Below are 26,457 nucleotides of genomic sequence, written 5' to 3' on the forward strand. Positions count from 1 at the left end.
ATCGATGACAATTCGTGTCGCAATTAATGGTTATGGACGTATCGGTCGCATGGTATTGCGTGCTTTATATGAGGATCAAGTCAATGGCAAACCACGTCGTGACATCAAAGTTGTTGCAATTAATGCGATGGGCGATATCGCCATCAATGCTCACCTGACCCAATATGATTCAGCGCACGGCCGCTTCCCAGCTGAGGTTTCAGTGGATGGCGATTGCATGGTAGTAAATGGCGATCGCATCAAAATGTTTTGCACTCGCAATCCTGCGGAAACCCCATGGGGCGAGTTGGGCGTCGATTTAGTTTTGGAGTGCACTGGCAAGTTCACTTCAAAAGAAAAAGCCATGATTCATATTCAGCAAGGCGCCAAGAAAGTACTCATTTCTGCTCCTGGTGAAAAAGATGTGGATGCGACCATAGTTTATGGCGTCAATCAAAATGTATTAAAGCCAAGTGATGTTGTTGTGTCGAACGCAAGCTGCACTACAAACTGTTTGGCTCCATTGGTAAAGCCATTGCTAGAAAATATTGGCATTGAATCTGGTTTGATGACAACCATTCATGCCTTTACAAACGATCAAGTATTAACGGATGTGTATCACAAGGATATGCGTCGTGCGCGCTCTGCAGTAAGCAGCATGATTCCAACTAAAACAGGCGCCGCTAAAGCCGTTGGTTTGGTATTGCCAGCATTAGCAGGACGTTTTGATGGATTCGCCATGCGTGTTCCAGTGATTAACGTTTCGGTGGTGGATCTTACCTTTGCCGCAAGCCGCGCAACCAGCGTAGATGAAGTGAATACGATTTTGAAGGCGGCTAGCGAGGGTGAGCACAAAGGAATTTTGGGCTTCAATACTTTGCCTTTGGTCTCAATCGACTTTAACCACGATCCACGTCCAAGTATTTATGATGCTTCCCAAACTCGTGTTTCTGCTGACGGCAAATTGGTTAAGGTATTGGCTTGGTATGACAACGAATGGGGTTACTCAGTCCAAATGCTCAATGCAGCAGAGGCATTAATGGCTGTAAAGTAATTAAAAGCATTTAATTAACGCTTACTGTATTTAAAAGTCGTTAAAAAGCAAAAAAGACCTCAATTTGAGGTCTTTTTTGTTGTCTGAGAGGCTAAAAATAAGCCAAAAGCCTGTAAAAAGACCTATTTTTGCTTATTTCGGCAGTTTTTCTTTTGGCAATGGCCATACATGGCTAAAGCATGCTCTTGGAGCTTAAATCCAAGGTTTTTGGCAATATCTCGCTGCCTTTTCTCAATAGCCTCATCCACAAACTCCTCAACATGCCCGCAATCTAGGCAGATTAAATGGTCATGGTGCTGACCCTCATTGAGTTCATAGATCGCCCTGCTATCACCTTTACTGGACTCAAAATGGCTGCGTAGCAATAAGCCAGCCTGTTCAAACTGCGTTAATACCCTGTAAACCGTGGCTAGACCAATTTCTTGGTCTTCTTTGGCTAAGGCCATAAATACATCTTCGGCGCTGAAGTGTGTGCCGCTATTCTGATGAAAAAAGTCCAGAATTTTCATGCGCGGTCCTGTGGCCTTGAGGCCAATATCGCGTAGATTTTCAGGAGTAGGGTTTTGGTTCGTATTCATGGCTTTGGAGGCTAAAATCAATGTCTTAATGATACGACCAGCTATGCAAAATTGCCTTGAACTTTTTAGTCGCTTTTTGAGTGCACTCCTAGTAGGGGTTTTTACTCCTTCGAGGGGAGGCGTTGTGGCGATTGCCGCATTTATAACCCTTGGGGTTAGTGGCTGCTCAACAGCGGTGGATGAGACCCAACGTGCTTGGATGAATAAAGTATTTCGTCCATATGTTCCGGATGTGGTTCAGGGTAACTTTATTTCTAGCGAGCAATATGCCAAATTGAAGCTTGGCATGTCACGCGAGCAAGTACGTCAAATACTGGGTACACCTTTATTAGCAAGCTACTTCCATGCAAATCGTTGGGATTACGTATTTGAATTTAAGCGTGCCGGTCAGCGTGTGGGTGCTGAGCGTCATGTCACCGTGTATTTCGATGGCGACAAATTAGTGAAATTTGAAGGCGATGCATTGCCAACAGAAGTTGAGTTAGTGGCGGAGATCGATAACTACTCTAAAACAAAGCGTTCATTTTGGGATGTTATGACTGGATCAAACAAGCCTCCAGTGACCCCACCTTTGCAGCAACCGGAAGTGATGGTTACCAGCAAGACGGATAACTTGCCAGCAGGAGCAGCTATTCCTGCGGTGCCTGCAGAAAGTAAAAGTTCTTTCTGGGACTTCTTTGGTTCTTCAAGCAAATCTGATGCTCAACCTGAAACGCTTGGCCCAGGGGCTTTAAATACTCCACCTGCGAATGAAGCAAAGCAATAAAAGATTTATAGAATTTTTGTATCAACACCATGGGAATTTCAAAAACAGGCATTCAATAGCCAATTGAAATTCCTTTAATTAGAAGCGAAGAAACACATGATGAAAATTGCAATAGCCGGAGCTACTGGTCGCATGGGAAGGATGTTGATTGAGGCCGTACTCAATGCGCCAGACGCGCAACTCGTTGGTGCGCTTGAGCACTCTTCCTGCCCTCAGTTGGGTGAAGATGCTGGATCTTTCCTAGGTAAAAAAACTGGTGTTGTTATCTCGTCTGATGTTGCTGCTGTTCTAGCTAACGCAGAGTTTTTGATTGACTTCACAAGACCTGAAGGCACGATGGCACATTTGGCTGTAGCCGAAAAAACAGGCACCAAGATGATTATTGGTACAACAGGTCTTAGTGCAGATCAAATCGCTAATCTAAAAAAAGCATCTTCTAAATTGGCAATCGTATTTGCTCCCAATATGAGTGTTGGTGTGAATGCCACCTTTAAGCTTTTAGAAATCGCTGCCAAGATGTTGAATCAAGGATATGACATCGAGGTTATCGAAGCCCATCACCGCCATAAAGTAGATGCGCCATCAGGTACAGCGCTAAAAATGGGCGAAGTGATTGCACAAGCTCTTGGTGAGCAATTGGATGATGTTGCTGTGTATGCGCGTGAGGGCCATACCGGGGAGCGTAAAGAAGGTTCCATTGGTTTTGCCACTATTCGTGGTGGAGATATTGTGGGTGACCACACGGTGTTATTTGCTGGTGATGGCGAGCGTATCGAGATTAGCCATAAATCATCAAGTCGTCAGTCATATGCGCAGGGTTCATTGCGCGCCGCGCGTTTCTTGCAAGGTCAAAATTCAGGTCTATATGACATGCAAGATGTTTTGGGATTGCGCAACTGAATCAAAAATACAGTCAATAAATAAAGTAAAAGAAGAAAAGAGTTGTATTGAATGAGCAAGGATTACGATTACCGGGTGATTGAAGCAGCAGCACAGGCAGACTGGGATGCTGCCCAAGCTTATAAAATTGCAGAAAATGCTGTCGGTGCAGACGGCAAGAAAAAACCGAAGTATTACGCGTGCTCAATGTTGCCCTACCCGTCAGGTAAATTGCATATGGGTCACGTCCGCAATTACACAATCAATGACGTGATGGCTCGTCAATTGCGCATGCAGGGCTATAACGTCTTGATGCCAATGGGTTGGGATGCCTTTGGTATGCCCGCAGAAAATGCGGCTATTCAGAACAAGGTTCCGCCTGCAAAGTGGACTTACGACAACATCGCTTATATGAAAAAGCAGATGGCGGCGATGGGTCTAGCAATTGATTGGTCAAGAGAAGTCGCTACTTGCAGTCCAGATTACTATCGCTGGAATCAATGGCTCTTCTTGAAAATGTTGGAAAAGGGTATTGCTTATCGCAAGACCCAGGTCGTGAATTGGGATCCCATCGATCAAACTGTTTTAGCAAACGAACAGGTTATTGATGGTCGCGGTTGGCGTTCAGGGGCTTTGGTTGAAAAGCGTGAGATTCCAGGTTATTACCTCAACATTACTGCTTATGCAGAGCAGTTGCTTTCTGGTTTAGAAGGTTTGGGTTGGCCTGAGCGTGTCAAAACCATGCAGCAAAACTGGATTGGTAAGAGCCGTGGCGTACGTTTTGCTTTTAAGCATGAGATTGCGGATGCAAATGGCAAATTCATTCAAGATGGTTTGCTGTATGTGTTCACGACACGTGCCGACACCATTATGGGCGTTACTTTCTGTGCAGTTGCTGCAGAACATCCATTGGCTGCTAAGGCGGCTGAAAATAATCCTGCCTTAGCAGCATTTATTGAGAAATGTAAAACGGGCAGTGTGATTGAAGCAGATCTTGCCACTCAAGAAAAAGAAGGTATGTTCACAGGCCTGTATGTGACACATCCATTAACGAATGAGCCAGTGCCGGTTTGGGTTGGTAACTATGTTTTGATGTCATATGGCGATGGTGCGGTGATGGGTGTGCCCGCGCATGATGAACGCGACTTTGCCTTTGCGCTTAAATACGACTTGCCCATTAAGCAAGTAATCGCATTAAAAGGCGAATCACCGATGTTTAATGCCACTCGCTGGGAAGATTGGTATGCTCAAAAAGAAGGTGTAGTTTGCTTCAATAGCGGCAAATATGATGGCCTTTCTCATGATGAGGCAGTAAATGCAGTCGCCAAAGATTTGAGTGAAATGGGCATTGGTGAAATCAAGACCACCTATCGTTTGCGTGACTGGGGCATCTCACGTCAGCGCTATTGGGGTACACCGATTCCGATCATTCATTGTGGCGACGAGCAAAATTCTGGTTGTGGTGCTGTTCCCGTTCCAGAGGCTGACTTGCCCGTAGTGTTGCCAGAAGATTGTGTGCCGGATGGCAGTGGTAATCCGCTGAATAAACGCGCGGATTTCTTGAATGTAAAGTGCCCGAAGTGTGGCAAGCCTGCCCGTCGAGAAACCGACACGATGGATACCTTCGTGGATTCTTCATGGTATTTCATGCGCTATACCAGTCAAGATGCCAAGAGTATGGTTGATGAGCGCAATGAGTATTGGATGCCAATGGACCAGTACATTGGTGGCATTGAGCATGCGATTTTGCATTTGCTCTATGCGCGCTTTTGGACTAAGGTCATGCGCGATCTCAATTTAATTACCTTTGACGAGCCCTTCCAGAATTTGTTGACCCAAGGAATGGTTCTGAACGAAACCTATTACACCGAAGAAGCTTCCGGTAAAAAAACTTGGCTCAACCCTTTGGATGTTGAATTAGATTTAGATGAAAAAGGGCGTCCACAGGGAGCTAAGATCAAAGGTGAGGCTTCATCACCAGTCATGATCGGTGGCGTTGAGAAGATGTCCAAGAGCAAGAACAATGGCGTTGATCCTCAAGCTCTGATTGATCAATATGGCGCTGATACTGCTCGTTTATTCGTGATGTTCGCAGCCCCACCCGAGCAGCAGCTTGAGTGGTCAGGAGCTGGTGTAGATGGCGCCTCCCGTTTCTTGCGGCGTGTTTGGACTTACTCAAGCAGTCAAGCTAGTTTTGTTCGTGAAGCACAGGATGCAGTACCAGGCAACTTAAACGACGCAGAAAAAGAATTGCGTAGAGAAGTGTATTCGGTGCTGAAGCAGGCAAATTTTGATTATCAGCGTCGTCAGTACAACACTGTGGTATCTGCTGCAATGAAGATGCTCAATGTTCTGGAGCCAATTAAGTTAGGTCAGGATTGCGCAATTGGTGCGCCAGTACTGCGCGAGTGTCTCAGTATTCTGTTGCGTGTACTTTATCCAGTAGTGCCGCATCTGACTCATGTTCTTTGGAAAGATCTGGGTTATGCCAATACGTTTGGATCATTATTGGATGCCCCATGGCCATCAGTCGATGAGTCTGCACTTGTGCAAACAGAAATTACTTTGATGTTGCAAATTAATGGCAAGCTGCGTGGTGATATTAAGGTTCCAGCTGAGGCTAGCAAAGAGCAAATTGAATCTATCGCCTTAGATAGTGAGCCTGCACAAAAAGCGCTTAATGGTGGAACCCCAAAGAAAGTGATTGTGGTTCCGGGCCGTTTGGTCAATATCGTTGTATAGGTCTATAGAAAGCATAACTATGGTCGCCAGCCCACTTCGTCGCGTATTGCTTGGTCTGATTGCTAGCGCTCCAGTCAGTGGCTTAGTAGCCTGTGGTTATCGCTTGCGTGGCATGGTGGATTTGCCATTTAAGGCAATTGCGATCACTGGAAATCCTTCGCCACCATTACGTGCTGATATTCAGACATCTATTTTGCAAGGAACGGATGCTAAGGTTGCTATTAGTTCAAAGGACGCAGACCTTATTCTTGAGATCACGAATGATATTAATGGCCGTGAAATTTTGGCTTATAACTCGGCAGGTCAGGTTTCTGCTTACCGTTTGAACATCCGCGTTGGGTTCCGGGCTTATGACAATTCTGGTGCTGAAATAATTCCAGATAGCGAGATTTATATGACTCGCGATATGGACTTCTCGAATACCACTGTGTTGGCGACAGATGCTCAGCAACAACAATTTTTGTCCTTGATGCGCAAAGATCTAGCCGTGCAAATTCTGCGACGTGTCTCTGCCGCTGCAAGAGCACCAAGAACTAAATCTTTCTAATAAGAAAATTCAGAGAATCTAGACTCGCATGGTTAAAGTTGACGCCTTGCAAGCCCATCTCAAATCTTTGAGTTCTGAAGGGGCTATGCTACCCCTCTATGTTTTTAGTGGCGATGAGCCGCTATTAATGATGGAGGCCATGGATCAATTACGCATTGCCGCCAAGAAATTAGGCTTTACTGAGCGAGAGGTCTTACTGCAAGAGCGCGGCTTCGATTGGAGTACCTTACTGAGTGCTGGCCAAACAATGTCTTTGTTTGGTGATAAAAGATGGGTAGAGTTGCGTATCCCGACTGGTAAGCCTGGGCGTGATGGAGCGGATGCCTTAAAGCAATTTGCTGCGCAAATAGCCTCTCAGCCCAATGGTTCAGAGGGTCCTGATACGGTGGTATGTATTGTTCTACCTAGGTTAGATGGCAAAACCAAAACCTCAGCTTGGTTTAGCGCCTTGGATGAAGTGGGTATGGCAATTCAAATTGATTCAATCGATCGCGCCAACTTACCAAGATGGATTGGTGCGCGTCTGAAAAAACAAAATCAAGAAGTAGAGAGTGGCCCAGAGGGTCAACGCGCCCTGGAATTTATTGCGGATCAGGTTGAGGGTAACTTAATCGCAGCTCATCAAGAGATATTAAAGTTGGGATTGCTTTACCCAGCTGGAGTACTTACAGAGGAGCAAATTCGTTCTTCTATTCTCAAGGTAGCGCGCTATAACGTATTTGAGTTGACTGAGGCGATGTTAGCTGGAGATTTACCTAGGCTGAATCGTATGTTGGATGGCTTAAAGGGCGAAGGCGAGCCCTTAGTATTAATTCTGTGGAGCGTGACCGAAGAGTTAAGACTGCTATCTACGCTAAAGGCGGCTAGTGATGCTGGAGAGTCGGTACAGCAACTCATGCGTGCCAATCGCATTTGGGGTAACAAGGAGCGCCTGTATCCCAATGCTTTGAGAAGAATTCAGCCGCTGAAGTTGCGTAGGGCTATGCAAGTGGCAGCAGGCCTGGATCGTCAAGTTAAGGGTTTATCTGCGGCAGAGTTGCCTGCAGACCCTTGGGATGGGCTACGTTTGGTAGGAAATCTACTGCGATAAGAATTAGTAGAAAATAGCGATGATGAGCACAGAAATTCAGAAAATAATGCAGGATATTGGGCAACGAGCACGCAGTGCTTCGCGTGCTATGGCTCGCGCATCTAGCGAGCAAAAGAACCAAGCTTTATTGCACATTGCTAAGTTAGTTCGCCAAAAAGCAGATGAGATTCAAAAAGTAAATGCTGTAGATGTTGAGCGTGCCAAAGCGAATGGTCAGGATGCTGCATTTGTGGATCGTCTTACTATGACGCCAAAGACGATTGAAACGATGGCTTTGGGTCTTGAACAGATTGTTTCTCTGGAAGATCCGATTGGAAAAATCTCAGCCCTGAAAAAACAGGCTTCTGGAATCGAACTTGGTCAGATGAGAGTGCCTTTGGGTGTAATCGGGATTATTTATGAATCACGCCCAAACGTCACGATAGATGCTGCCGCATTGTGTCTCAAATCAGGTAATGCGGTGATATTGCGTGGTGGTTCGGAGGCGATTGATTCCAACACATTGTTGGCACAAATCATTCAAGAAGGGCTTGCTGCGGCAAATCTTCCTAAAGATGCGGTGCAGGTAGTGACCACCACCGATCGCAGTGCGGTAGGTGAAATGATCACCATGACGCAATACATTGATGTGATTGTTCCTCGCGGAGGAAAAAGTCTGATTGCACGTCTCATGGCGGAAGCCCGTGTGCCGATGATTAAGCACTTAGATGGTATTTGCCATACTTACATTGACGCAGATGCTGATCTGGCGATGGCGGTTAAAGTTTGCGATAACGCAAAGACACAGCGTTATGCGCCCTGTAATGCCATGGAAACACTATTGGTCAATAAAGATATTGCGGCAAAGGTTTTGCCAGAGTTATGTAAGATCTATCAGGATAAGGGTGTTGAATTACGTGTTGATGCCGCCACCCGCACTACTTTGGAAGCGAGTGGTTTCAAAAATTTAGTCGATGCTACCGAAGAAGACTGGCAAACAGAATACCTTGCCCCAATTTTGTCAATCAAGACAGTCGCTGATATCGATGAAGCCATGAATCATATTGAGCGTTATGGCAGCAAGCATACGGATGCGATTATTACGAATAACAAATCGAATGCAGATCGATTTTTGCGCGAGGTGGATAGCGCTAGCGTGATGGTCAATGCGAGTACGCGCTTTGCTGATGGTTTTGAATATGGCCTAGGCGCTGAAATTGGTATCTCTAATGACAAGTTACATGCCCGCGGACCGGTTGGCTTGGATGGACTTACTTCGCTGAAGTATGTTGTCTTAGGCCATGGTGAAATCCGGACTTAACTGACAGATTAAAAGATCGAATCCATCATGACAAACGCATACCTTTGGGTAAAAACGCTTCATATTGTGTTCATTACCTCTTGGTTTGCTGGATTGTTTTATCTCCCCAGAATTTACGTAAACCTGGCGGATGAGAAAAATCCCGATGCCTATGCCCGTCTTTTAGGAATGGCGGACAGACTTTATCGCTTTATGACTATCCTAGCTGTGCCAGCTATTTTGCTTGGACTAACCCTTTGGCTTGGGTTTGGTATTGGTGCTGGTGATGTATGGATGCATGCCAAACTATTCTTTGTCTTTTTGGTGATGGGTTATCACCATGCTTGTTTTAGTTTGCTCAAGAAGTTTCGGGCTGATCTCAACACCAGATCTGGCGTTTGGTATCGCTGGTTCAACGAAGTTCCTGTGATTTTGTTATTGGTGATTGTGGCCTTGGTGATTTTCAAGCCCTAAGCAGTCAACCAAGTATTTCTGTTAAGCAATTAAAGCCCTGAATTTTTTATTCCCATTTTTCATTTAAGACTGTTAGCCCTATGCGATTTTTTGTTGTTTGCCCAGGCGGTTTAGAAGTTCCGCTAGCGCAGGAGCTAGCGGAAATTGCTCAGCGTCCAGATGCTCAAGCCTTGGGAGCATGGGTTATCGACCCAACTCCAACCAGTCCTACTGGTGGTATTGGGCTTGCTGGACCGCTCTCAGCGGCAATGGCCCTGAATCTGCACTCCAGAATTGCTAGTCGTGTCTTGTTGCAAATGGCCCAGGCGCCTTATCGACAAGAAGATGATCTTTATAAATTAGCCTCCGGTCTAGCTTGGGAAGATTGGTTTAGCTCAAAGCAGACATTAAGAGTGGATGTAACAGCCCATCGCTCACCTTTGAAGAGTTTAAATTTCGCAACCCTGAAGATTAAGGATGCGATTGTGGATCGCTTGCGAGACGTCACTGGTGATCGCCCCAATATCGATACGACCTTTCCGGACGTTCGTGTACAAGCGCATTTAACCGCAACCCATGTCACGATTTATTTAGATACTTCTGGTGAGGCTCTTTTCAAGCGCGGTTGGCGTGATGAAAAAGGGGATGCTCCCTTAAAAGAAAATTTAGCGGCAGGCATTTTGACAATCACAGGCTGGAGGCCTGGGCAGACTCTGTTCGATCCCATGTGTGGCAGTGGAACCTTTTTAATTGAAGCAGCGCATAAGGCGCTGGCTATTCCTCCTGGAGGCATTCGGGCTGGGATGTATGGTGATGGCGCTAAGCCCAGCAAATTGGCTTATCGCCCACTAGTGACCTCTGCTGATGGGTTTGGTTTCCAGAGACTGAAGCCATTTAACGAAGCTGCCGAACAAAAGCGCTGGGCAAGTTTAAAAGAGTCATCCTTAAATGAGATTCTGGGAAAACGTAAACAATATCCAGATGCTCAGTCCCTGGGAATTAGCGGTAGCGATATTAACGAGAAGTTGGTTTCGATGTTCAAAGGCAATTGGCAAAGAGCGCAATTACCGGATCAGCCACCAGTTAGACAGGTCGACGCAATGGCAAGTAAGCCGCCGAGTAATACGCAAGATGGAATCATGTTGTTGAATCCTCCTTATGGAGAGCGTTTGGTAATTAAGGGGGGTCGTGGCCAAGGTACTAATTTGCGCGATGTAAGTGATGACACTAGTGAACCAGAAAACCGTTTCGAGCTGAACCTGGAAACAGGTCGACAAAGCGCCAAACGATCCAGTCGGGAATCTCTTAAAAAACTCCAAGCTCAGGAAGAGCAAGACCCTAAATTTGTGGAGTTCTTGCGTCAATTTGGACAACACCTTAAAAATGCTTTTGGTGGCTGGAATGTCTTTGTATTGACTGCCGATATGGCTTTGCCGGGCCAACTACGGATTAAAGAGTCAAAACGCACCCCTTTATTTAACGGCCCTCTGGAGTGCCGACTATTTAAATTTGAGATGCATCAAAAACGTGCTGTAAGTTCGCATTCCGAGGCTGAATGAAGTGGCAATGCGTTTTAAAATGAAAGCGAGCAATCGGTGTATCGTCACAATGCGTTAACTCTATTGATATAAGCGGAGATAGTATTCATGGAATTCAAAACCTATATGTGTCTGATTTGTGGGTGGGTATATGACGAGGCTGCGGGTTTGCCGGATGAAGGTATTGCTCCAGGCACTCTCTGGAAAGATGTGCCAATGAATTGGACTTGTCCAGAGTGTGGTGCCCGCAAAGAAGATTTTGAAATGATGGCAATCTAATAAATTATTAGCAACAAAAATAGATCAGGATTGAGATAAGCGTGAGTCAAAACGAGGCTTTATTCGAGCGAGCACAAAAGACTATTCCGGGCGGAGTCAATTCTCCAGTGCGTGCCTTTCGTCAAGTAGGCGGCACACCTCGTTTTGTAACCAAAGCTCAAGGCCCCTATTTTTGGGATGCTGATAACAAGCGTTACATCGATTTAATTATGTCCTGGGGTCCCATGATTGTTGGTCATGCGAACCCGGAAGTAGTTGAGGCAGTTCAAAAAGCAGCTTCAACCAGTTTTAGCTACGGCGCTCCTACTCAAGGCGAGATAGAGCTTGCAGAGCGCATCTGCGCATTGATGCCTAGTGTTGAGCAGGTACGAATGGTTTCGAGTGGAACTGAGGCGACGATGAGTGCTTTACGTTTGGCTCGAGGTTTTACTGGGCGAGACTTAATCATTAAATTCGAGGGCTGTTATCACGGTCATGCTGATAGCTTATTAGTAAAGGCAGGTTCAGGTCTGTTGACTTTTGCAGACTCTACCCAGAATGCGCCATCTTCTGGCGGCGTTCCACAAGATTTAGTGAAGCACACTTTAGTGTTGCCTTACAACGATGTTGCAGCAATTGAAGAGGTGTTTACCAAGCAAGGAAATCAAATTGCAGCGGTAATTCTGGAGCCCATCGCTGGCAATATGAATTTAATTCAACCTTCAAAAGAATTCTTAGGCGCTATTCGTAATTTGACGAGCAAGTTTGGTAGCGTATTAATTTACGATGAGGTAATGACTGGTTTTAGAGTTGCGCTTGGTGGTGCCCAATCATTGCATGGAATTACACCTGATTTGACTTGCCTAGGAAAAGTCATGGGTGGCGGTATGCCAATAGCCGCTTTTGGCGGCAAAAAAGAGATCATGTCGAAATTAGCCCCCTTAGGCAATGTTTATCAGGCTGGCACTTTATCCGGCAATCCCGTAGCCGTAGCTGCTGGTCTCAAAACGCTAGAGATTATTTCTAGAGAGGGTTTCTTTGAGTGCCTCACTGGCCAAACAGAAAAATTGATGAAGGGATTGAAGCAAGCTGCAGATAAATCAAATATTCCATTTGCGGTTGATAGTGTTGGCGGAATGTTTGGTTTCTATTTTGCTAAAGATGTACCAACTTCATATGAGGCGGTTACAAAAACCAATATTGAAGCCTTCAAGAAATTCTTCCATCTCATGCTTGATGAGGGTGTGTATTTAGCGCCTTCAGCCTATGAGGCTGGATTCACATCGATTGCGCATGACAATGATGTTGTTGCTGCAATTATTGCTGCGGCTGAGAAGTCCTTCGCAAAGTTGAGCCATTAATACTCGGCTCTACATATGACAATGCATAAATACATTCCATCTATCGATGGTTTGCGTGCCCTCGCAGTATTGTCAGTAATTCTTTTTCATGGGTTTCCAAAAGTATTTCCAGGTGGGTTTATAGGTGTAGATGTTTTCTTTGTTATCTCAGGCTACCTCATTACTCAGATCATTGTCGATAAGGCAACATCCAATCAATTCTCCTTTGTCGACTTTTATTCGCGTCGCATTAGGAGAATATTTCCAGCTTTAATTCTTGTTTTCATGGCCGTATATGGACTCGGTTGGTTTGTCATGTTGCCAAACGAGTTCATGCAACTCGGTAAGCATATTGCAGCTGGAGCTGCGTTCATATCTAATTGGGTGTATTGGTTGGAGGCCGGATATTTTGATGAGTTGGCAGAATTAAAGCCTTTACTAAATCTCTGGTCTTTGGGTGTAGAGGAGCAGTTCTATATTTTTTGGCCCTGCATTATCTTACTTGCGTTGAGATTGAGATTAAATCTGCGCAAGGTTTTGATTGGAATAATTGCCGCATCGTTCTTAATTAATGTCTTATTTGTAAAAACCAATCCATCTGCAACTTTCTATTTGCCATTCGCACGTACTTGGGAGTTGGGATTGGGGGGCTTGCTTGCAATTTATCCTGCTCGCTTAAAAGACATAAAGATTAATAGCCTTATTGCAATTTTGGGCTTAGTGGGAATATTGAGCCCCATATTTTATCTATCTCCAAAATCTGTTTTTCCAGGATGGTCGGCTTTGCCACCTGTTTTGGGGGCGGTGTTGTTTTTGGCCACAGTTAAATCTGATGCGTGGCCTATAAAAATTTTTTCCAATAGGTGGATGGTAGCGATAGGACTGATTAGCTACCCTTTGTATTTGTGGCATTGGCCGGTTTTGAGCCTTGGTCGTCTTATGAAAGGCTCGTCTTTATCCCAATATGAGACTGTTTGGCTATTGCTCATTAGTTTATTTTTAGCTTTCATCAGCTATGCATTGATTGAAAAGAGAGTTCGCAAGCTACAACAAAAGACCGTTGTTGTTCTTTGTCTGTTGATGGCGGTGATTGGATTTCAGGGATGGAATACTTTGCATAGAGAAGGTCTAGAGTATCGCTTGAGAAAATACATCACCGTCTCAGACGACCAGCGACGAGATTTTGAAAAGTGGGAGAAGAAGGGCATGCTCCCAGTTGGTAATTGCCAGCCAGGATTTATCTATCCCGAGGCTCATGTTTGCGCAACCAGTAATGCATCATTGGGCGCTGATATTGCTGTGTTTGGTGACAGTCATGCCTTTAGCTCATATTGGGGTATCGCAAAGGCTTACGAGAATCAGCATGTGACTCGATTGATTGGCCAGGGTGCATGCCTTCCATTCCTTGATGCTGGTCAGTTTGGAATATATCCTAATTGCCAAGAAAATATTAACCAGCAGATCCAATGGATTGCCGATAATCCCACTATCAAGACAGTCTTTATTTTTCATCGATATCCTCAAGGTCTGAACACTTCGAATACCAAGGATTTTGAACTGTCGATTCAAAAAACTTTTAATAGATTTTTAAGTGCAAAGAAGCAGGTTATTTACGCTTATTCTGTACCGGAGTTAGGCCATGATCCAAGGCTATGTGTTGGAGAGCTGCCTTTAGGTAGAAATAAACCTTCAAATACCTGCTCAGTCTCGCTTGTCGACGAGAGTGAGCGCCAAAGAATTTATCGTTCTAGTATCAAAAATATTCAGAGTGAGAATCCGGATATTAAATTCTTTGATCCCAGTACCTTTATGTGCCCTAATGGATTGTGTGGGGCGGTGATTGATGGAAAGGTAATGTTTACTGACACTAATCACCTATCTGAATCGGGATCAAATATTCAAGGCTTGGCAATTAAAAAGCAATTTCCTCTAAATTGAGTTAATCAGAGCTCACATGCGCAGTGGATGATCATAGCCATCCACCTGAATAATCTCAGAGCGTTTCATATCTTTATTGGAGTCAGAGATTTGCATGGCAGTAAGTTTTCCACCCCATACGCAACCAGTATCTAAGCCAACAACATTATGTTGACGCATCAACCCTAGGGTGGACCAGTGGCCAAAGTAGATGACTGTGTCCTGGGTTTTTCTCTTTGGGGTCTTGAACCAGGGAATATAACCCTTGGGACCATCCTCCAGGCCCTCTTTGCTTTCAAATTCCATTCTTCCGCTAGGTGTGCAGAAGCGCATTCTGGTTAATGCATTTGTGATAACTCGCAAACGATCATAGCCCTTTAGGGAATTGCTCCATTCATTAGGGGTGTTGCCATACATATTCCCTAAGAAGTCTTTATAAGATTTACTGCGCAATACCTTTTCAACTTCTTGTGCGCATTCGATGGTTTGCTGTAAATCCCACTGAGGTAGAACGCCAGCATGAACAGTGAGAACCTTGCCATTACTCAGGGCGAGAGGACGCTTGCGAACCCAGTTAATAAGCTCTTTTCTATCGGGGGCATCTAGAATGGGTTCCACAGTATCTAGCCCACGAGTTTTGCGAATACCAGCGTCTATCGCCAATAAGTGAAGATCATGGTTTCCGAGAATGCATTCAGCTCGACCAGATTCTTGGAGAGACTTTAGTTTTCGTAGTGCACCCAAGGAGTCTGGACCACGATTGACCAAGTCTCCCAAAAAAATCATTTTTGATTGTTTTGGAAGTTTTTTAACGAGGTTATTTAGAGAGGGCGCGCATCCTTGTACGTCCCCTACAACATAAATCTTGCTCATGCCTTATCTTAAAGCGGAATGCTAGGGTCGGCTTAAGACTGGGTAACTTTTTTAACTACGTTATACCGTAGCAATGTTTTTTTGCGAGCCTCATCATGATCTACGATGGGGTATGGGTAGTCTCTTCCTAAAACAAGGCCTGCGCTTTCAAGCTCGATATGTCCGGCTTGCCAAGGCGCATGAATGGATTTTTTAGAGAGTTTCTCTAGCTGCGGTAGGTATCGTTTGATAAATTTCCCTTCCGAGTCAAATTTCTCGGACTGGGTAATGGGGTTGAAGATTCTGAAATAGGGCTGAGCATCACAACCTGAAGAGGATGCCCATTGCCAACCACCGTTATTGGAAGAGAACTCAAAATCATTGAGATGTTCAGCAAAGTATGCCTCGCCCCAGCGCCAATCAATACCGAGATCCTTTGTCAAAAAACTAGCCGCCACCATGCGCAGGCGATTATGCATGTAACCAGTTTGATTGAGTTGATGCATTGCTGCATCCACTAGTGGGTAACCCGTTTTCCCTTCACACCAAGCTTGAAATAATTTTTTAGCGTGAGCACCACTTTCCCAAACAATATTGTCATAGTCGGGTTTGAATGAGAGCCCTTCTGCCAAGCGTGGATGGTTGGCAAGAATCATGAAATAAAAATCTCGCCATATCAGTTCGCTAAGCCAAATCGTAGCGCCCATGCTACCCGCAAGCATTCGACGATGTGCTTCACGCACGAGACCTCGAATAGAGAGCATTCCAAAGCGCAAATGAGTTGATAAATAACTTACCCCCTTAATTGCAGGAAAATCTCTGCCAATCTGGTACTGATCAATGCGCGAGAGAAAGTCTTCTAAAAATAGTTGACCACCTTGAGATCCAGGTGGTAGATAGCTTTCGATGCCCGTAGAGCAAAAGCCCATCGACTCTAAAGAGGGTAGCGCTAGATCCAGTTTTTTAGGAACAGGAGCGAATTGCCCTGGCTTTGGATTGCAATCATAAGCTGCAAGATCTTTTTCCTGAAGTGTTTTCAGCCAATTATTTTTATATGGAGTAAAAACTGAAAAGACGGTATTGGAATTTGTGAGAATTTCTTTTTTCTCAAAGATCACCTGATCTTTAAAGGTCTCGAATTGAATGCCTAATTTTTCAAGTGAGCTTTGGACTAATTCATCTCTATGAATTGCGGAAGGTTCATAGTCTCGATTAGTGAATACAGTATTAACACCGAGCTCTTTTGCGATCTGAGGGATGCATTCGGTTGGATTGCCAAAACGGACGATAAGTCCGCAATCAAGCTTCCGCAGTTCCTCGTCTATCTGCTTGATACCCTGCCAAATAAAGTCAACCCGACGGTCGTGTTTGAGCCCTTTTGAGTCAAGCTCGCCTTGTAACAAGGGTTTCAGAATTTCAGTGTCAAAAATGAAGGTAAGCCAGACTTGCTTGCAGTTCACGAGAGCATGGTGAAGTGCCGCATTGTCATATAAGCGGAGATCACGTCTAAGCCAAACAAGTCCTTTATTCATAGACCCTATATTAGGGCTAATTGATAAAAATTGTTGAGAGGGCCTCATTTAAAAGGTTAAGATTTCAAACAATGATGGATACGATCTTTTTTATTCTCTCGAAGGTAGTGCAGTTCTGCATAGAGCCACTGAATTGGGTAATTCTTTTTATTATTCTCAGTCTGATTTTCCTGATCCTGCGGAAGCTAGCGCTTTGCAAGCGTTTTCTCCTGCTGGCACTTTTTGATCTGTTGGTGGTCGGTTGGTTGCCGACTTCTGAAATGGGTTTGAGGTATCTCGAGGGGATTATTCCAAAAACCTCGCTTGCGGGACTTTCAGAAAACGATTTAGGTGGAATCATCATCCTAGGTGGTGCGATAGAGGGTGGTCAAATTGCTATCGATCGAGGAGAGGTATCCATATATTCTTCAGCTGAGCGTGTAACCAAGGCTTTTGAACTCGTTCGAAAATATCCAAACTTGCCATTCATATTTAGCGGCTACTCAGGGCGAATTAGCCACAAAGGTATTTCAGAATCAGAAGCATTCAAACAGTTGATTCAAGAGCAGGGGTTTACTGAGCTAACAGACAAAACTGCGCATTATGAGAATCAGTCGCGAAACACCTATGAGAATGCTCTTTATGTGAAGCCAATAATTGAAGAGTTCGGTAAAAAGAATGAGTCTGGTGCTTTGAGGCCATGGCTACTAGTTACTTCCGCTAGTCACATGTATCGCTCTGCAAAGATTTTTGAAAAGCAAAGTATTGCCGTGATTCCCGTGCCAGTCGATTACCAGACGGCAGCCAGTCTTCGCTGGACTGAGTTTGATTTAGTCGATGGTGCCCAAAATTGGAATAAGTTAATTCATGAGTTTGTCGGACTTTTTGCCTATTGGATTACTGGAAAAATCTAGATATTCGGTAAAATAGCCACATATGACTACGGCCAAAAACGCCCCGCATGATTCCGATTCTGGGTCTTGGGTATCTCATTCGGCCGATCATTTAGCAAATCAATTTTTAATCGCCATGCCAGGCATGGTAGATCCCAATTTTGCTAATTCTGTTGTTTACTTATTTGAGCACAATGAGCGAGGTGCAATGGGTTTGGTGGTGAACAAACCCACTGAAGTTGATTTAGCTACTTTATTTGACAAGATAGAGCTGAAACTCGAAATTGCACCATTGCTTGAGCAGCCCGTATATTTTGGTGGCCCCGTGCAAATTGAGCGTGGTTTTGTCCTTCATGAATCAAACCCCCAACTTTCCTATAGCTCTTCCTTGATCATTCCTGGAGGTTTGACAATGACGACCTCTAAAGATGTACTTGAGGCGGTCGCTATAGGTAATGGCCCCAAAAATTTCCTCATGACATTAGGTTATGCAGGTTGGGGTGCCGGCCAGCTTGAAGAAGAAATTACCTTAAATGGCTGGATGAATGTGCCTTTATCGCGAGAACAAATGATGGAAATCATTTTTAATACGCCATCTAGCAGGCGATATGAGAAGACGATGAGTCATCTTGGCTTTGACTTATCTTCTCTATCTGGTGAAGCAGGGCATGCCTGAGATGTCTGATTCATCGATTGATAAGTCAATTACGGTAATGGCTTTTGATTATGGAACCCGTCGTGTAGGTGTTGCAGTCGGAAACTCGGTAACGCAATCAGGACAGGCCTTAAAAACGATTGCTGCACCAAATTTGGACGCTTTGTTTATAGAGATTCAGGCGCTAATAAAAGAATGGCAGCCCGATCGACTAGTGGTTGGACGCCCCTTACATCCTGATGGTGCAGAGCATGAGATGACTGCTAAAGCCATCCGATTTGGCAATCAGTTGCATGGACGCCTTAATTTGCCAGTGGTTTGGGTGGATGAACGTTATTCTTCGGCGGTTTTAGAGGCGGACGCGAAGATGCGGGACAATCTAGATGCGCACTCTGCTGCCCTCATTTTGGAGCAGTATTTTGCGGAACAATAATTGCTTGATATCGTTTGAAATTGAGAAGTGTTGGAATAAATAAATGAACGCTGAATTGATGTACGAAAAGTTGCTAGGAGCTGTCAAAAAAAGAGCTCAACAGGGCTCATTTGAGCTGGCTGGACTGGCAATGGGCGGCGCTTGGATTGCGGAGCGTTTAGCCAAGGACTTAGGTATGCCTCATTATGGGGTCATCAACGTGGCTTTTCATCGAGATGACTATGCAGAAAAAGGAATGACTGCATTGCGCACTGCCAGCACTATGACGACTCATTTACCGTTTGAAGTGAATGGCGCCAACATCGTCTTGATTGATGACGTCTTGTTTACCGGTAGAACAGTGCGCGCCGCCTTAAATGAATTATTTGATTTTGGTAGACCAGCGCAAGTTGAACTAATGGTGCTGGCTGATCGCGGTCATCGTGAGCTTCCAGTTGCAGCGAATTTTGTGGGTGAGCAAGTGCAAGTAGCCGATAACCATATATTGGTTTTAGAGAAAGATTCCGCTGGAAAATTGAGTTTTCAGCTTGAGGGGCGTGAATAATGGGTGTCGATAATCTTGTAAATCAATTTAATTCTGCGGGAGAGTTGACGCACCTTTTAACTTTGGAGGGTTTGCCAAAAGAGCAGATCTTGCATATTTTGGATACAGCTCAGCAGTTTGTGAGCGTTACAGATCCTTCTCGCGAAGTAAAAAAGGTTCCCTTGCTAAGAGGAAAAAGTGTTTTCAATTTGTTTTTTGAGAACTCGACTCGCACAAGAACCACCTTTGAAATCGCCGCCAAACGTCTTTCTGCCGATGTTATTAATTTAGACATTTCTACTTCATCTACTGCAAAGGGTGAAAGTCTTTTAGATACCATTGACAATCTTGTGGCAATGCAAGCGGATATCTTTGTTGTGCGCCATAGTGTTTCAAGAGCGCCAATTGAAATTGCCAATCATGTTCCTGCTCATGTCCATGTTGTGAATGCGGGTGATGGTAGTCATCAGCACCCCACGCAGGGCTTGCTTGACATGTATACGATGCGTCACTTCAAGCAGAATTTCAAAGGCTTAAAAGTAGCCATTGTTGGCGATATCGTGCACAGCCGCGTAGCTAAATCGAATATTCATGCGTTGACGACTTTGGGTTGTGAAGACATTCGGGCAATTGGTCCTGAGAGTTTGTTGCCGAGTGACCTTGACATGCTCGGCGTCAAAGTATTTCATAGCATGGAAGAGGGTCTTAAGGATGTTGATGTGGTGATGACCTTACGCATTCAGAAAGAGCGCATGGAAGCAGGTCAAGTCCCTGAAGGCGCTGCATTCTTTAAGCAATATGGCCTCACACCATCACGTTTAGCGCTTGCTAAATCTGATGCAATTGTGATGCACCCTGGCCCCATGAATCGCGGTGTGGAGATTGATTCGGCAGTTGCTGACGGGCCACAGTCAGTGATTTTGAACCAAGTGACGTTTGGTATTGCAGTTCGTATGGCTGTGATGTCGATTGTGGCGGGAAATTAGTCTAATAACTATTTAGCGTGAATCATTCTGTTCAAGATATTCAATTGAAGGATTTCTCAAATCAGAGATGGTTGATTCTGTCCCATGGTTTTAATATGGATGGCCGTGCATCAAGCCAGACAATTACAGATAAGATGCCTTACCTGCTTGAAGCAGGTATTCAGCCAACCGTATTTAGTGCCATTACTGGTATCAAAGATGAGCGCTTTCCACATAAGCAGTATTTAGCCTGGGGCCCTGCCGCTTTTCGCTTTGATTTTCGTCATTGGATTGCCAACCAGTATGGGCGTGGATTTATCTATAAGTTGCTGACGAGAACAGTTTCTATTCTATTAGCTCCATTGATTGGCCTAGAAAAATTAATTTTGGGCTATTCAAGTCAGTGGTCATGGGCGATGCCTGCATTTATTCATGGATGGAGGCTTATAAGCGCCGGAAAGATTGATTTAGTTTATTCAACTGGCGGGGCATGGTCTGCGCATTTGGCAGGGTTATGGTTAAAAAAAATCACTGGCGTGAAATGGATCGCTGAAATCCATGATCCTTTAGTTATTCGTAGCAACCCAGCTGATGATGGCTTTGGCATACTGCGAAATCGGGATGCGCGATTTCGTCATTCGCTAGAAAAAAGTATTTGTCAGTTTGCGGATGATGTCTGGTGGTTTACGAATGGCGCATTACATTATGCGAAAGTCAGAAATCCCAATCTCAATACCCCAGGTAACGCGCGTGGGTTTATCGTCTTGCCAGGTGCCGAACCACCAGGGGGCCTCAAGATCAATAAAGAACATCGCTATGGGGATAAGCTGCACTTATCTCATTCTGGATCATTGGCAAAAGACCGTTCGATCTCAACCATTTTGCATGCACTGCACTCCTTGTTTCAAAAGTACCCAGAAGCTCGTCAGCAAATTCGCATCAATGTATATGGTGCTCCACTTGATTCGTTGACAAAACAAGCGCTTGAGCAGTATCAGTATCACGATGTCCTAATTGATCATGGGAGGCTTGAAAAAGATCCCGTGACCGGAATTTCTGGTCGCGAAAGAGTTGTGCAGGAGCTCCAAAAGTCTGATGTACTAATTTTGCTCCATGGAAATGATGAATGGTGCGCTGAATACATCCCCTCAAAATTTTATGAATACCTTTGGGCGGGTCGTCCAATATGGGGAATAACACACCGCAATCCTCAGCTTGATCAAATGCTCTTAGATCGGGGTTCTTATTTAAGCCATCAATCAGACAAGATAGGAATTGATATGGCACTAGAGCGAATTTGGCTGGATTGGCAGCAAAACGCCTTATCTGCCCCCAAAGGAGATCCGATCGCCGTAAAACAAGCAGTCGCTACAATCTTAAATACTATTTAACAGCAATATTTCCAACATTACTTCTAAAAATATCTATGCTTAATTTTGTACTCTATTGCTGTACTTTTCGCAAAGATTTATTGAGGACTGTCAAGCTTGCGCAGAGCATACAAAAGCACAATAAGAGCCATATTCCCTTTTATATCTCCGTGCCAGCCGATGATGTTGAATTATTTAAGCAATATCTAAAAGACTATGAGGTTATTGTTTTCGACGAGAAAGACATATTTCAGGCGAATCCAAAATTAGATATTCAAAAGCTATATGAAATTCGTGGTGGCTTGAGACAGCAAGTCATTAAATCGGAGTTTTGGAGACTAGGGATTTCTGAAAATTACCTGGTGCTCGATTCTGACTGCATCTTCATTCGAGATTTTGATGAAAGTGACTTTATTGTTTCTGGTGATATCCCGTACTCAGTTATTCATGAAGGACGTGATGTTCTGCAGGCGACAGAGCGATTTGGCCCTAAGAAAATTCGTCAGCATTTCTTAGCCGATCGAGAGCCCATCAAGGCTGCTTTAGGGCGTAAAGGTGTGACATATGATTTTGGTTATGCCCCATTTTTGTGGAGCCGTAAAGTATGGGAGTCTTTAGATAAAAACTACTTGACTCCAAATGGTATAAATTTCTTAGATGCTGTATTGCTGTGTGGATCTGAATTTACTTGGTATGGCGAATCACTCATTAACTTTAGGGCGATACCAATTTATCCCCGAGAGCAGTTGTTTATGCACTATCACTATGAGCATCAACTCTGGGCGCATCAGGTCCTGGGCTATACAGAGCAATTACTAGCTCATGACTATCTTGGCGTGGTCTATCAATCTAATTGGGAGAGCTGGGGCGATTTTGGTCCCTCTAATAAAGGTATTGCATCCCGTGTATGGCGCACAATCAAGAGATCATTAAAAAAGCTCCAATTTAAGCTCTCTTTATTGCTAGGATTAATTTAATCCATGCCAATTGAGTTCTGCAACTCGCTCAACGCATGTTAGATCTCACTTCAGTCACTTTGCTGTGTGTTGAAACTCGTGATCCAGCGCTAGCCCACTGGGCAATTGAGCGTTGCTTGCGGGGTGTACGCTTTGCAAAGGTGGTACTTCTAACAGACTTAGATAGAGTTTTAGAGAGGCGAGCCGGAATCGATTATGTTCAGGCTCCGAAGATAAAGACAACCCAAGATTATTCCGACTTACTACTCACGGGCATTGACCAGTATGTAGAGGGAAGTCACGTTTTGGTCATTCAATGGGATAGTTTCATTACAAATCCCCATCTATGGACAGATCATTTTCTGGACTATGACTACATTGGCCCCATTTGGCCTCATCATCCAGAGAATCCTGTTGGTAATGGTGGGTTCTCGCTTAGATCAAGAAAACTGTTGCAAGCCATCAAGCAACCTGGATTTATCAAGAGGCATCCAGAAGACTATTGCATCTGCGTAGATAACAAGCTATTTCTAGAAGAGCAATACAACATACGATTTGCATCCCCAGAATTAGCAGATCAGTTTGCAGTAGAGCGTGCCCCCTGGCACGAAGCATTTGGATTCCATGGGTTCTTTAATTTCGCTTACGTTTTAAGTGATTCTCAGCTGAGCGATTTTTTAAATTTATTATCTGATAGCGCGCTGAGCGGGGTGGATGCCTATGATCTATTTGGGGCTCTTATTAATCAAAAGAGGCTGAAATTAGCTCTCGAGCTTGCTCACAGAATTCGATTTAGATGGAAGATGCGTAGACGGTTTTTAGCTTTAAGGCTACAAATTATGAAAATTTGTTTGCTGAATAAAACATAATAAAATCAACAACCAAAACAATTTTTTGTTCATATGATTCTAATAACTGGTGGTGCGGGCTTTATCGGCGGTAACTTTGTTCTGGATTGGTTAAAGGTTCCTGGCAATGAGGGAATCATCAATCTAGACAAGTTGACCTATGCTGGGAACTTGGCTACCTTGGGATCACTCCGAGACGATCCACGTCATATCTTTGTCCATGGTGATATTGGTGACAAAGAGCTGGTAAGCAATTTGCTAAAACAATATCAGCCGCGCGCCATTATTAACTTTGCTGCTGAAAGCCATGTTGATCGTTCCATTCATGGTCCTGGAGAATTTATTCAAACCAACATTGTGGGCACTTTCAATCTCTTAGAATGCGCTCGTGAGTATTGGGATGGTTTAAAAGGGTCTGAAAAAAGTCAATTTCGATTTCATCATGTATCTACCGATGAAGTCTATGGATCGCTCTCGGCAACCGACCCTGCGTTTTCCGAAACCAATCCATATGAGCCAAATAGCCCATACTCCGCATCTAAGGCGGCCTCTGATCACTTAGTGCGCGCTTGGTTCCATACCTATGGGCTACCTGTGGTCACAACGAATTGCTCTAATAACTACGGTCCTTACCACTTCCCCGAGAAGTTAATTCCGTTGGTGATATTAAATGCCATCAATGGCAAACCGTTGCCAATCTATGGTGATGGTCAGCAGATTCGAGATTGGTTATACGTAGGTGATCACTGCACTGCAATTCGTGAAGTTCTGGCCAAGGGGGTATTAGGTGAAACTTACAACATCGGTGGTTGGAATGAAAAAGCCAATCTTGAGGTAGTCAAAACCATTTGCAAGATATTAGATGAGCTCAAGCCTCGTAATGATGGGAAGTCTTACGCTGAGCAAATTACTTTTGTTAAAGATCGCCCGGGACATGATCGTCGTTACGCGATTGATGCTAGCAAAATTGAGCGTGAATTAGGTTGGCGTCCTGCCGAAACATTTGATAGTGGTATCCGTAAGACAGTGCAGTGGTATTTGGATAATCCAAAGTGGATTGAGGGCGTTGTTAGCGGTTCTTACCGCGACTGGTTGCAAAAGCAATATAACTAATTCGCACTAATTGAACGTGAGAATAATTGTCTTCGGCAAAGATGGTCAGTTAGGCAAGGCATTCGGGGATCTTTTTAAATCCTCGAATGCTAGCCAGTCTATAGATATTCATTATGTTGGTCGTAATGAATGTGATCTCTCAAATGAAGAAGCTGTCAAAAACGTTTTGGCTAAGATTGCTCCTGATTTAATCATTAATGCCGCAGCCTATACAGCAGTTGATAAGGCCGAGACAGAAGTAGAGATAGCATTTGCAATCAATGCAAATGCTCCAGAACTAATGGCTACTTATGCAAGTAAGCATGATGCTACTTTGCTACACTTTTCTACGGACTATGTTTTTGATGGCACCCAAGACCGTCCTTATCTAGAGTCTGATGTGCGAAGTCCTCTTGGTATTTATGGAAAAAGTAAGGCTGCAGGAGAAGAGTTAATCGAGAATGTTTTCTCTGACAGTGCGAGCGGTCGCTTCGCAATATTACGAACAAGCTGGGTATACGGTGAAGGTCAAAATTTCATTCGCACGATATTGCGTTTGGCCAAAGAGCGCGACCAACTCAGGGTGATTCATGATCAATATGGCGTCCCCACCAGTGCTGCATGGCTTGCCCAGGTTGGCTTAGATTTAGTCTTAGATCAACATTTTCAATTACGTTCATTCCCATCCGGTATTTACCATGCAGTCCCTAATGGTGAAACAACATGGCATGGACTGGCGCGCTTGGTTATTCAGACGGCGTCCGAGCAGGGTATTCAGCTAAAGATCGGTCCTCAGTCAATAGAGCCTATTTTGGCTTCAGAATATCCTTTGCCTGCGCCAAGACCTCAAAATTCCCGTTTAAATAATGCAAAGCTCCCTGATTTTCTAGATCGCCAGGGTGATGTGACAAAATTGCAGCATTGGAATATGCCATGGGATGAGAGTGTGAAGCAATATGTTGTTAGCTTAGCTCGCAGTGGCTTGATTTAACAAAATAGGGTATCGATGGAAATGACAGTAAATCGTAAGGGAATTATTTTGGCGGGTGGCTCAGGAACCCGTCTTTATCCCGTTACCCAAGCAGTTTCTAAGCAGCTCATGCCTGTCTACGACAAGCCAATGGTCTACTACCCGTTAACCACGCTTATGCTTGCGGGTATTCGTGACATCTTATTGATCTCTACGCCGCATGACACGCCACGATTCACAGAGTTGCTCGGTGATGGTTCTCAATGGGGTCTCAATATTCAATATTGTGTTCAACCCTCTCCGGATGGTTTGGCGCAGGCTTTCATCTTGGGTAAGAACTTTGTCGGAAATGACCCTAGCGCTCTGGTTCTGGGAGATAACATCTTTTATGGGCATGAGCTCGTAGGCAATTTAGAGAGTGCTGACCAACGGCAGCATGGGGCAACTGTCTTTGCCTATCATGTTACCGACCCAGAGCGTTACGGTGTAGTGGAATTTGATAAATCCTACAAAGCGGTTTCTATTGAAGAGAAACCTGTGAATCCCAAGAGTAATTACGCAGTCACTGGTCTCTATTTCTATGACAATCAAGTATGTGATATCGCTAGCTCAATTAAGCCAAGTGCACGTGGTGAGCTAGAGATCACGGATGTTAATCGCATTTACCTTGAGAAAAATCAACTCAGTGTTGAGATTATGGGACGTGGTTTTGCTTGGTTAGATACCGGAACACATGATTCTTTACATGATGCCGCTGGTTTTATTGCTACTCTACAAAAAAGACAGGGCCTGATGGTGGCTTGTCCCGAAGAGATTGCATTCCGTCAAGGTTGGATCAATGCAGAGGCTGTGCAAAAAGTGGCTACCCAGCTGAGTAAAAATAGCTATGGACAATATCTAACCAAGATTTTGGCTGAAATGAAGAGCGGCTCAGCCCCTATTGCTTTATCGCAAAAGAAAGCTGGCTGA

General features: G+C 44.4%; 26 protein-coding genes. 23 read left to right on the forward strand and 3 right to left on the reverse strand.

Features of this window, described 5'->3' with window-relative positions; genetic code table 11:
• Positions 1-4 precede the first annotated feature (4 nt).
• Positions 5-1,033, forward strand: coding sequence for a type I glyceraldehyde-3-phosphate dehydrogenase (gap, locus tag ICV39_RS01265; RefSeq protein ID WP_215390110.1), 1,029 nt, complete (start codon positions 5-7; stop codon positions 1,031-1,033).
• A gap of 122 nt (positions 1,034-1,155) precedes the next feature.
• On the opposite strand, the gene fur is transcribed toward gap, so the two are convergent.
• Positions 1,156-1,611 (reverse strand): ferric iron uptake transcriptional regulator, encoded by a 456-nt coding sequence (fur, locus tag ICV39_RS01270; protein ID WP_173955007.1) that lies wholly within the window; start codon positions 1,609-1,611, stop codon positions 1,156-1,158.
• A gap of 76 nt (positions 1,612-1,687) precedes the next feature.
• Between fur and ICV39_RS01275 the strand changes: the two genes are divergently transcribed.
• The 11 genes from ICV39_RS01275 to ICV39_RS01325 all read left to right on the forward strand — a co-directional run bounded on the left by ICV39_RS01275 (position 1,688) and on the right by ICV39_RS01325 (position 14,441).
• Positions 1,688-2,377: an outer membrane protein assembly factor BamE gene (locus ICV39_RS01275; RefSeq protein WP_215390111.1), complete on the forward strand. Its 690-nt coding sequence runs from the start codon at positions 1,688-1,690 to the stop codon at positions 2,375-2,377.
• 99 nt (positions 2,378-2,476) lie between these two features.
• On the forward strand, positions 2,477-3,277 hold the full coding sequence (gene dapB, locus ICV39_RS01280; RefSeq protein ID WP_215390820.1) for a 4-hydroxy-tetrahydrodipicolinate reductase: 801 nt from the start codon (positions 2,477-2,479) through the stop codon (positions 3,275-3,277).
• 51 nt (positions 3,278-3,328) lie between these two features.
• Positions 3,329-5,998, forward strand: coding sequence for a leucine--tRNA ligase (gene leuS / locus ICV39_RS01285; RefSeq protein ID WP_215390112.1), 2,670 nt, complete (start codon positions 3,329-3,331; stop codon positions 5,996-5,998).
• A 19-nt stretch (positions 5,999-6,017) separates the two neighbouring features.
• Complete coding sequence (lptE, locus tag ICV39_RS01290) at positions 6,018-6,545, forward strand: LPS assembly lipoprotein LptE (RefSeq protein ID WP_215390113.1); 528 nt, start codon at positions 6,018-6,020, stop codon at positions 6,543-6,545.
• Between the two features lie 28 nt (positions 6,546-6,573).
• Positions 6,574-7,635, forward strand: a complete 1,062-nt coding sequence (gene holA / locus ICV39_RS01295) for a DNA polymerase III subunit delta (protein WP_215390114.1) — start codon at positions 6,574-6,576, stop codon at positions 7,633-7,635.
• A 19-nt stretch (positions 7,636-7,654) separates the two neighbouring features.
• Positions 7,655-8,935, forward strand: coding sequence for a glutamate-5-semialdehyde dehydrogenase (locus tag ICV39_RS01300; RefSeq protein WP_215390115.1), 1,281 nt, complete (start codon positions 7,655-7,657; stop codon positions 8,933-8,935).
• A 27-nt stretch (positions 8,936-8,962) separates the two neighbouring features.
• On the forward strand, positions 8,963-9,388 hold the full coding sequence (locus tag ICV39_RS01305) for a CopD family protein (RefSeq protein ID WP_215390116.1): 426 nt from the start codon (positions 8,963-8,965) through the stop codon (positions 9,386-9,388).
• Positions 9,389-9,468: 80 nt separating this feature from the next.
• Positions 9,469-10,926, forward strand: a complete 1,458-nt coding sequence (locus ICV39_RS01310) for a class I SAM-dependent RNA methyltransferase (protein ID WP_215390117.1) — start codon at positions 9,469-9,471, stop codon at positions 10,924-10,926.
• 87 nt (positions 10,927-11,013) lie between these two features.
• A complete protein-coding gene (locus ICV39_RS01315) occupies positions 11,014-11,184 on the forward strand; it encodes a rubredoxin (RefSeq protein WP_071464595.1) in 171 nt (56 codons plus the stop codon).
• A 41-nt stretch (positions 11,185-11,225) separates the two neighbouring features.
• Positions 11,226-12,524, forward strand: coding sequence for a glutamate-1-semialdehyde 2,1-aminomutase (gene hemL / locus ICV39_RS01320; protein ID WP_215390118.1), 1,299 nt, complete (start codon positions 11,226-11,228; stop codon positions 12,522-12,524).
• A 15-nt stretch (positions 12,525-12,539) separates the two neighbouring features.
• Positions 12,540-14,441: an acyltransferase family protein gene (locus ICV39_RS01325; protein ID WP_215390119.1), complete on the forward strand. Its 1,902-nt coding sequence runs from the start codon at positions 12,540-12,542 to the stop codon at positions 14,439-14,441.
• A gap of 12 nt (positions 14,442-14,453) precedes the next feature.
• On the opposite strand, the gene ICV39_RS01330 is transcribed toward ICV39_RS01325, so the two are convergent.
• Positions 14,454-15,293 carry a symmetrical bis(5'-nucleosyl)-tetraphosphatase gene (locus tag ICV39_RS01330; RefSeq protein WP_215390120.1) on the reverse strand — a complete coding sequence of 280 codons (840 nt, stop codon included), beginning with the start codon at positions 15,291-15,293 and terminating at the stop codon, positions 14,454-14,456.
• A 32-nt stretch (positions 15,294-15,325) separates the two neighbouring features.
• On the reverse strand, positions 15,326-16,804 hold the full coding sequence (locus ICV39_RS01335) for a deoxyribodipyrimidine photo-lyase (RefSeq protein WP_215390121.1): 1,479 nt from the start codon (positions 16,802-16,804) through the stop codon (positions 15,326-15,328).
• Positions 16,805-16,824: 20 nt separating this feature from the next.
• On the opposite strand from ICV39_RS01335, the gene ICV39_RS01340 reads away from it, so the two are divergent.
• The 11 genes from ICV39_RS01340 (at position 16,825) to rfbA (ending at position 26,457) form a co-directional block, all read left to right on the forward strand.
• Positions 16,825-17,697: a YdcF family protein gene (locus ICV39_RS01340; protein ID WP_251372697.1), complete on the forward strand. Its 873-nt coding sequence runs from the start codon at positions 16,825-16,827 to the stop codon at positions 17,695-17,697.
• 115 nt (positions 17,698-17,812) lie between these two features.
• Positions 17,813-18,352, forward strand: a complete 540-nt coding sequence (locus ICV39_RS01345; protein WP_251372745.1) for a YqgE/AlgH family protein — start codon at positions 17,813-17,815, stop codon at positions 18,350-18,352.
• A 1-nt stretch (position 18,353) separates the two neighbouring features.
• Positions 18,354-18,764 carry a Holliday junction resolvase RuvX gene (gene ruvX, locus ICV39_RS01350; protein ID WP_215390822.1) on the forward strand — a complete coding sequence of 137 codons (411 nt, stop codon included), beginning with the start codon at positions 18,354-18,356 and terminating at the stop codon, positions 18,762-18,764.
• Positions 18,765-18,807: 43 nt separating this feature from the next.
• Positions 18,808-19,308 (forward strand): bifunctional pyr operon transcriptional regulator/uracil phosphoribosyltransferase PyrR, encoded by a 501-nt coding sequence (pyrR, locus tag ICV39_RS01355; protein WP_215390123.1) that lies wholly within the window; start codon positions 18,808-18,810, stop codon positions 19,306-19,308.
• The gene (locus tag ICV39_RS01360) at positions 19,308-20,273 is read left to right on the forward strand and encodes an aspartate carbamoyltransferase catalytic subunit (protein ID WP_215390124.1); all 966 of its coding nucleotides are present in this window, start codon (positions 19,308-19,310) and stop codon (positions 20,271-20,273) included. The genes pyrR and ICV39_RS01360 overlap by 1 nt, the downstream gene beginning before the upstream one ends.
• 17 nt (positions 20,274-20,290) lie before the next feature.
• On the forward strand, positions 20,291-21,643 hold the full coding sequence (locus ICV39_RS01365; RefSeq protein ID WP_251372698.1) for a hypothetical protein: 1,353 nt from the start codon (positions 20,291-20,293) through the stop codon (positions 21,641-21,643).
• Positions 21,644-21,678: 35 nt separating this feature from the next.
• Positions 21,679-22,599, forward strand: a complete 921-nt coding sequence (locus ICV39_RS01370; protein ID WP_215390125.1) for a DUF6492 family protein — start codon at positions 21,679-21,681, stop codon at positions 22,597-22,599.
• A gap of 35 nt (positions 22,600-22,634) precedes the next feature.
• Positions 22,635-23,447 carry a DUF5672 family protein gene (locus ICV39_RS01375; RefSeq protein ID WP_215390126.1) on the forward strand — a complete coding sequence of 271 codons (813 nt, stop codon included), beginning with the start codon at positions 22,635-22,637 and terminating at the stop codon, positions 23,445-23,447.
• A gap of 33 nt (positions 23,448-23,480) precedes the next feature.
• On the forward strand, positions 23,481-24,539 hold the full coding sequence (gene rfbB / locus ICV39_RS01380) for a dTDP-glucose 4,6-dehydratase (RefSeq protein ID WP_215390127.1): 1,059 nt from the start codon (positions 23,481-23,483) through the stop codon (positions 24,537-24,539).
• Positions 24,540-24,555: 16 nt separating this feature from the next.
• Positions 24,556-25,509: a dTDP-4-dehydrorhamnose reductase gene (gene rfbD / locus ICV39_RS01385; RefSeq protein ID WP_215390128.1), complete on the forward strand. Its 954-nt coding sequence runs from the start codon at positions 24,556-24,558 to the stop codon at positions 25,507-25,509.
• 21 nt (positions 25,510-25,530) lie between these two features.
• Positions 25,531-26,457 carry a glucose-1-phosphate thymidylyltransferase RfbA gene (gene rfbA / locus ICV39_RS01390; protein WP_215390129.1) on the forward strand — a complete coding sequence of 309 codons (927 nt, stop codon included), beginning with the start codon at positions 25,531-25,533 and terminating at the stop codon, positions 26,455-26,457.

Origin of the sequence: Polynucleobacter sp. MWH-UH25E (assembly GCF_018687095.1) — a bacterium.
Lineage (GTDB): Bacteria > Pseudomonadota > Gammaproteobacteria > Burkholderiales > Burkholderiaceae > Polynucleobacter.